A 5794-nucleotide genomic window follows, 5' to 3' on the forward strand; every position below is an offset into this window, starting at 1 on the left:
CGGGGTCGGGGGCGGCTGCGGGTGATCGGGGGCGGTTACGGGCGGTGGGCGGCGCGGGGTGCGGTGAGCGCGTGGACCGGCCGGGCGTACAGCTCGCCGAGCACCGGCGCTCCGGCGGCCACGGCGAGCACGTCCCGGCCGCGCGGCTGGGCGATCAGCAGGCCGGCGTCCCGGTGCAGGTGCGAGCGGAGCGCGAACTCGGCCCGGACGACGTCGAGATGGGCCGGGTCGAGGAGGGCGAAGGTCTCGGTCAGCACCACCAGGTCGGGGTTGACCACGTCGGCGAGCAGGGCGAGCGCGCGGCCGACGATCCTGGCCCGGTTGCGGACCAGCCGGCCGGCTGTCGGGTCGCCGCGCCGGACGGCGGCGATCAGCTGGGCCCGGTCCGGTGTGGCGGTGACCCCCTCGGCGGCGGCCGCCGCGAACAGCGCGGTGTCCGAGGCGGCCACCGAGAGACAGCCGAGCCGCCCGCAGTGGCAGCGCTCCCGGCTGTCCGCGTCCGGGTCGGTGACCGTCCCGGAGACCGGGAGGTGGCCGAGGTCGCCGGTGGCCGAGGGCGGGCCCAGGTGGACGGTGCCCGCGACCGCGAGCGCCGCGTCCACCACGTGGCCGACGAACAGCTGGACCATGCTGCGGCGGGCCGCCGGGTGGCCGAAGAGGATCTCCGCCAGGGTGAGCGCCCGGGCGTGGTTGTCCACCTGGACGGGCAGTCCGGTGGCGGCCGTCAGCTGCTCGCGCAGCGGCAGGTCCCGCCACCGCAGCGGATCGTGCCGGACGACCACCCCGGCCGCCGGGTCGACGGAGCCGCCGGTGACGGCGCCGAGGCCGACCACCGTACGGTCGCCGCGCAGGGTGTCGATCAGCCGGGGCAGCCGGGCCAGCAGCGGCCGCAGCAGGTCCGGGCCGGTCCGGCCGCGGTGCGGGAGCTCCTTGCGCCGCAGCACCCGGCCGCGCAGGTCGAGCAGTGCGACGGTGGTGAACGGCAGGCCGATGTGCAGCCCGGCCACGGCCAGGCGGTCCGGGTCGAGGTCGAGCGGCAGCTGGGGGCGGCCCAGGGTGCCGGTGCCGGCGGCCGCCAACTCGGGCCGTTCGTGCAGGAGTCCGAGCCGGACCAGGTCCACCGCCTGCCGGGAGACGGCCGAGGCGCTGAGCCCGGTGAGCGCGGCGACCCGGCTGCGGGCGATCGGCCCGTGGTCGAGCACCGTGCGCAGGACGGCGGAGGCGTTGGCGTCCCGGCGGTCGTCGCCGGCGCGCGGGGCGGTGGACGTGGTCATCGGCGCGGATCTTCTGCCGTGGTCCCTCGCGGCCCCGGTCAGTTGGCCGCTTCGAGCTCCTCGGCGGGCACCAGGCCCGGCACCCGCGGCGGGTCGGCGGGCTCCAGCAGCCGGCTCGGGGTGCCGTCCACGCCGACCGGCAGGTCGCCGTCCAGGGTGATCCGGCGCACCAGGCGCGGCTCGTCGCCGTAGTCGGCGACCGCGTAGTGCTGGGTGGCGCGGTTGTCCCAGATCGCCACGTCGCCGACCTGCCAGTCCCAGCGGACGGTGTTCTCCAGCCGCTCCACGTAGCGCTGGAAGAGGTCGATCAGGGCTTTGCTGTCGTCGCCCGAGACGCCCTGGACGCGCTGGGCGAAGGCGCCCAGCAGCAGGGTCTTCTCACCGGTCACCGGGTGGACCCGGACCACCGGGTGCTCGGTCCTGAAGGCGGTGGAGACGAACACGTCCCGGAACAGCCTGGCGACCTCGGCGTTGTCCGCCAGCTCGGGGCGCAGGGCGAGCCGGGCCGCGTAGTCGTAGTCGTTGGTGTGGACGGCGCGCAGACTCTCGGCGAGCGTCTTCAGCGGGGCGGGCAGGTCCCGGTAGGCGGCCGCGGTGTTGGCCCAGACGGTGCTGCCGCCGGCCGGCGGGACCTCCAGGGAGCGCAGGATCGAGGCCTTGGGGTAGGACGGGACGAAGGTGACGTCGGTGTGCCAGTTGTTGGCGCGCACGCCCTTGGTGGCGTCCAGCTCGAAGATGTAGCGGCCGTCCGCGCTGGGCACGGTGGGGTGGCCGACCGGCTGCCCGAGCAGCCGGGCGAAGGCCTCCTGCCCGGCGTCGTCCAGGTGCTGCTGGCCGCGGAAGAAGAGCACCTTGTGCTCGTACAGGGCGGCCTCCAGGGCGGCGACGGTCCCGGCGGGGAGGTCGCCGCCGAGGCGTATGTCGTGCACGAGCGCGCCGATCCGGCCGGCGACGGGGGTGAGGCGGAGCGCGGTCGGGGCGGTGGCGTCGGCGGTGGTCATGGCGGGGCCCTTTCGGGACGGGTGTGGTGACGGCGAATGCGGCTACGCAGCGTGACGAATGGCGGGCGCGCGGAGCGGCGTCAGGCGGCGGTGGGTGTACGGCTCCGCACGGCGGGCAGCGGGCGTACGGGGGCGTGACGGTCCGCTTCGGCGGACGTCAGCGGGCGAGGGCGCCGCGACAACAGCGGCGCGGGCAGCGGCGGGGGGCGGGGCGGACGACGGTGGCCATCGGCCCTCCTTCCTGGTCGCTGCGGATGGGCTCGGGCCTCATCGTGCTGAACCGCCCGGGCTCCTGTCAATCGTCATCTTGGCTGGTGGGAAAGGGCGTTGCCGCTTCGTTGCGGCGGCTTGCGGCCGTTTGCCGGGTGTTGCGGCGGATGACGGGGGGATGGCGGGCGCACTGCGGGCGGGGGGTCGGGCTTGTGGCCCGGGGGCGGGGTTACTAATTTTCGGAGCGGAAGTAATCCGGGCCGGCGCGGGTGGTTCCCGCCTCGGGGCCGACGCCTGCCCGGATGCCGGTGCGGCTGTGACGTTCGGTGACGGCGGTGCGGTCGTTACTGCCCGAGCAGGCGGGCGAAGTCCAGCCCGAGGCTGGCGAGGACGGGCAGGGCGCCGAGGTCGGTCACGCCGGCGACCGGGATGCTGTAGCCCTGGTTCACCTCGCGTGGCGCGGCGCCGGCGGTGACGGGGGCGGTGGTCGGGAGCAGGACGCTGCCGAGGAGCAGGGCGACGAGCGAGGTGCGCATCTGAGGAGGCCTCCGGGGGCTCGGGTGACGGCCTGTCAACACCCTCCGTGGCAGGGCGGTCACGCATCTTCGCCCCTTCGGCCGCATTGGTAAAGATTCTTGCCTTGTGTTCATGCCAACATCGCGGAGGTCTGGACCACCTTGCGGTCAGGCGCATACGTTTCCTCCACAAAGGCGTTCGGTCGGTGAACTTCCGTACGAGTGTGCCGACTTCTGCCTGTCATGCTCATGACCTTCACCGCAACCGAAGGGAACGAACCATGCGTGCCATCGGCAAGAACCTCAGGATCCTCGCGGGCGCCCCGCTCGCCGCGGCCGCCCTGATCGCCCTCACGGCCGGCTCCGCCAGCGCGGCGATACCGATCAACCAGCCCATGACCGGCAAGGCCACCTACTACACCGACGCCGGCTACGGCGCCTGCGGCACCCAGATCAACGCCTCCACCCAGATGCTGGTCGCCGTCTCGCACACCTGGTGGACCACCGCCAACCCGAACAACGACCCGGTCTGCAAGGGCATTTCGGTCAAGGTGACCTACCAGGGCAAGACCGTCACCGTCCCGGTGAAGGACCAGTGTCCCTCCTGCGACTCCACCCACATCGACCTCAGCCAGCCCGCCTTCGCCAAGCTGGCCCCGCTGGACAAGGGCGTCATCACCGGCCTGAGCTGGCAGTTCGTCAAGACCGGGCTCAAGGGCGAGACCGTCGAGCTCTCCGCCCCGGTCACCGGCTCCACCATCGGCTGAGCCGGCCCCGACGCCGGCCCCGACGGCCGTGCCCGCCCCCGCGGCATGACGGGGGCGGGCACGGTCTCTCCGCGTCCGGTCGTCCGCCCGCCTCCGGACGTCCTCCCGCGTCCGGTCAGGCGCCCGCGGACCCCGCGAGCCGCGGGGCCATCGCCAGCAGCAGCTGGACGGCCGGGGGAGCCGTCCGCGGATCGTGGGCCAGCCCCAGCGTGACGGTCGGCACCGGGGCCGTCAGCCGGCGCAGGCAGACGCCGGGGATCCGGAACACCCGGGCCCGGCCCTCGGGGATGGGCGCGATGCCGTACCCCGCCGCCACCGCCAGCAGGAGCTGCTCGTCGTCCGGCTCCTCCCGCACGATCCGCGGCGACCGGCCCGGCCACAGCTGCCCGGTGATCAGCGCGTGCATCCCGGGCCCGTTCTGGCGCGGCCAGAGCACCACCGGCTCGTCCGCGATCCGGTGCCGGCCGATCCGGGCCCGGGTGCGGGCGAGCGGATGGCCGGCCGGCACGGCGAGCAGCAGCTCCTCCTCGGCGACGATCCGGCAGTCGAGCCCGGGGACGTCCAGCGGCGGCCGGACGAACGCCGCGTCCAGCCGCCCGGCGAGCAGCTCGGCGACGTTGTGCGAGGTCCAGCCGGTCTGCAGGGCGACGTCCAGCCGCGGGTAGCGGTTGCGGAACTCCGTCACCAGGGCGTCGCAGACCCCGCCCCGGGCGGAGCGGGTGTACGCCACCCGCAGCCGTCCCTCCCGCCCCTGGACCACCGCCGCGACCCGCTCCTCGGCCGCCGCCACCTCCCGCAGCACCCGCCGGGCCTCCTCGGCGACCGCGCGCCCGACCGGGGTCAGCGCGCAGCCCTTGCTGGTGCGCTCGACCAGCTCCACGCCCAGCTGCCGCTCCAGCGCCCTGACCTGCTGGCTCAGCGCCGGCTGCGCCACGTGCAGCCGGCGGGCGGCCCGGGTGAAGTTCAACTCCTCCGCCAGCACCGAGAAGTAGCGCATGCGCCGCAGATCCATCCGCAGATCCATCCGGCGATGATAAGGGCGGCTTATCGCTTCCGGACAGAACCGGTCTTGGACGGCTTCCGGCGCGAGCCGCTTTCCTGGTGAGGGCCGCCGGCACCCGGCGGGCGGCCTCCGAGGGAGGGGTTCGCGATGGACGGCACGACGGACGGTGCGACGGGCGGCACGGTGGACGGCGTGATGGACGTCGTCGTGGTCGGGAGCGGGATCATCGGGCTCACCACGGCGATACGCCTGCAGGAGAAGGGACTTCGGGTCGTCGTGGTGACGGCCGACGGGCTGCTGTCGACGACCTCGGCGGTGGCCGCCGCCGTCTGGTTCCCGGTTGCCACCGGCACCGGCGGCCGGGTGGCGGACTGGTCCGCGACGGCCTTCGCGGAGTTCGCCCGCCAGGCCGAGGAGGGCGTGCCCGGCGTCTCGATGCGCAGCACCCGCATGCTGGAGCACGAGCGGCAGTCGGCAGGCCAGCCCTGGTGGGGCGACGCCGTCCCCGACCTGCGCCGGCTGACGGCCGCCGAACGCGGAGCGGACTGCGCGGACGGCTGGTCGTTCACCGCGCCCGCCGTCGAGATGCCGCTCTACCTGCCCTGGCTGCTCGGCCGGTTCGTCGACAACGGCGGCGGGATCGTCCACCGCCGCCTCGACACCCTCGACCAGGCCCGCGCCTGGGCGCCCGTGGTCGTCAACGCCACCGGGATCGGCGCCCGGCAGCTCTGCGACGACCGGGCCGTGCACCCGATCCGGGGCCAGCTCGTCCTCGTCCGCAACCCCGGCCTGCCCACCTCGACCCGGATCCAGGACGACCCGGCCGGCTACACGTACATCCACCCCCGCAGCACCGACGTCGTCCTCGGCGGCACCTTCGAAGCGGACGACTGGAACACCGTCGCCGACCCGGCCACCGCCGAGGCCATCCTCGCCCGCTGCACGGCCCGGATCCCCGCACTGCGCGAGGCCCGCGTCCTCGGCCACGTCGTCGGCCTGCGGCCCGCCCGCCACGGCGGTCCCC

The 5794-nt window shown here is 74.8% G+C and carries 6 protein-coding genes; 2 read left to right on the forward strand and 4 right to left on the reverse strand.

The annotated features are described in order from the left end of the window. Window positions 1-35 precede the first annotated feature (35 nt). The 3 genes from AE652_RS29505 to AE652_RS29515 all read right to left on the reverse strand — a co-directional run bounded on the left by AE652_RS29505 (window position 36) and on the right by AE652_RS29515 (window position 3021). Window positions 36-1274 carry an ROK family protein gene (locus tag AE652_RS29505; protein ID WP_053112323.1) on the reverse strand — a complete coding sequence of 413 codons (1239 nt, stop codon included), beginning with the start codon at window positions 1272-1274 and terminating at the stop codon, window positions 36-38. A gap of 38 nt (window positions 1275-1312) precedes the next feature. Next, complete coding sequence (locus AE652_RS29510) at window positions 1313-2275, reverse strand: TauD/TfdA family dioxygenase (RefSeq protein WP_049656981.1); 963 nt, start codon at window positions 2273-2275, stop codon at window positions 1313-1315. A 554-nt stretch (window positions 2276-2829) separates the two neighbouring features. Further along, window positions 2830-3021 (reverse strand): hypothetical protein, encoded by a 192-nt coding sequence (locus tag AE652_RS29515; protein WP_049656983.1) that lies wholly within the window; start codon window positions 3019-3021, stop codon window positions 2830-2832. A 260-nt stretch (window positions 3022-3281) separates the two neighbouring features. Between AE652_RS29515 and AE652_RS29520 the strand changes: the two genes are divergently transcribed. Next, window positions 3282-3767 carry a cysteine/serine endopeptidase inhibitor gene (locus AE652_RS29520; RefSeq protein WP_049656984.1) on the forward strand — a complete coding sequence of 162 codons (486 nt, stop codon included), beginning with the start codon at window positions 3282-3284 and terminating at the stop codon, window positions 3765-3767. 115 nt (window positions 3768-3882) lie between these two features. On the opposite strand, the gene AE652_RS29525 is transcribed toward AE652_RS29520, so the two are convergent. Further along, complete coding sequence (locus AE652_RS29525) at window positions 3883-4791, reverse strand: LysR family transcriptional regulator (RefSeq protein WP_234348579.1); 909 nt, start codon at window positions 4789-4791, stop codon at window positions 3883-3885. Window positions 4792-4917: 126 nt separating this feature from the next. Between AE652_RS29525 and AE652_RS29530 the strand changes: the two genes are divergently transcribed. Beyond that, a partial coding sequence (locus tag AE652_RS29530; protein ID WP_049656987.1) for an FAD-dependent oxidoreductase occupies window positions 4918-5794 on the forward strand: 877 nt, incomplete at its 3' end.

The sequence above is a fragment of the Kitasatospora sp. MY 5-36 genome, from assembly GCF_001182915.1.
Taxonomy (GTDB): domain Bacteria; phylum Actinomycetota; class Actinomycetes; order Streptomycetales; family Streptomycetaceae; genus Kitasatospora.

Coding starts and splice junctions, on each gene's coding strand:
- AE652_RS29505 (WP_053112323.1), bottom strand. CDS start 1,274: ATGACCACGTCCACCGCCCCGCGCGCCGGCGACGACCGCCGGGACGCC.
- AE652_RS29510 (WP_049656981.1), bottom strand. CDS start 2,275: ATGACCACCGCCGACGCCACCGCCCCGACCGCGCTCCGCCTCACCCCC.
- AE652_RS29515 (WP_049656983.1), bottom strand. CDS start 3,021: ATGCGCACCTCGCTCGTCGCCCTGCTCCTCGGCAGCGTCCTGCTCCCG.
- AE652_RS29520 (WP_049656984.1), top strand. CDS start 3,282: ATGCGTGCCATCGGCAAGAACCTCAGGATCCTCGCGGGCGCCCCGCTC.
- AE652_RS29525 (WP_234348579.1), bottom strand. CDS start 4,791: ATGGATCTGCGGATGGATCTGCGGCGCATGCGCTACTTCTCGGTGCTG.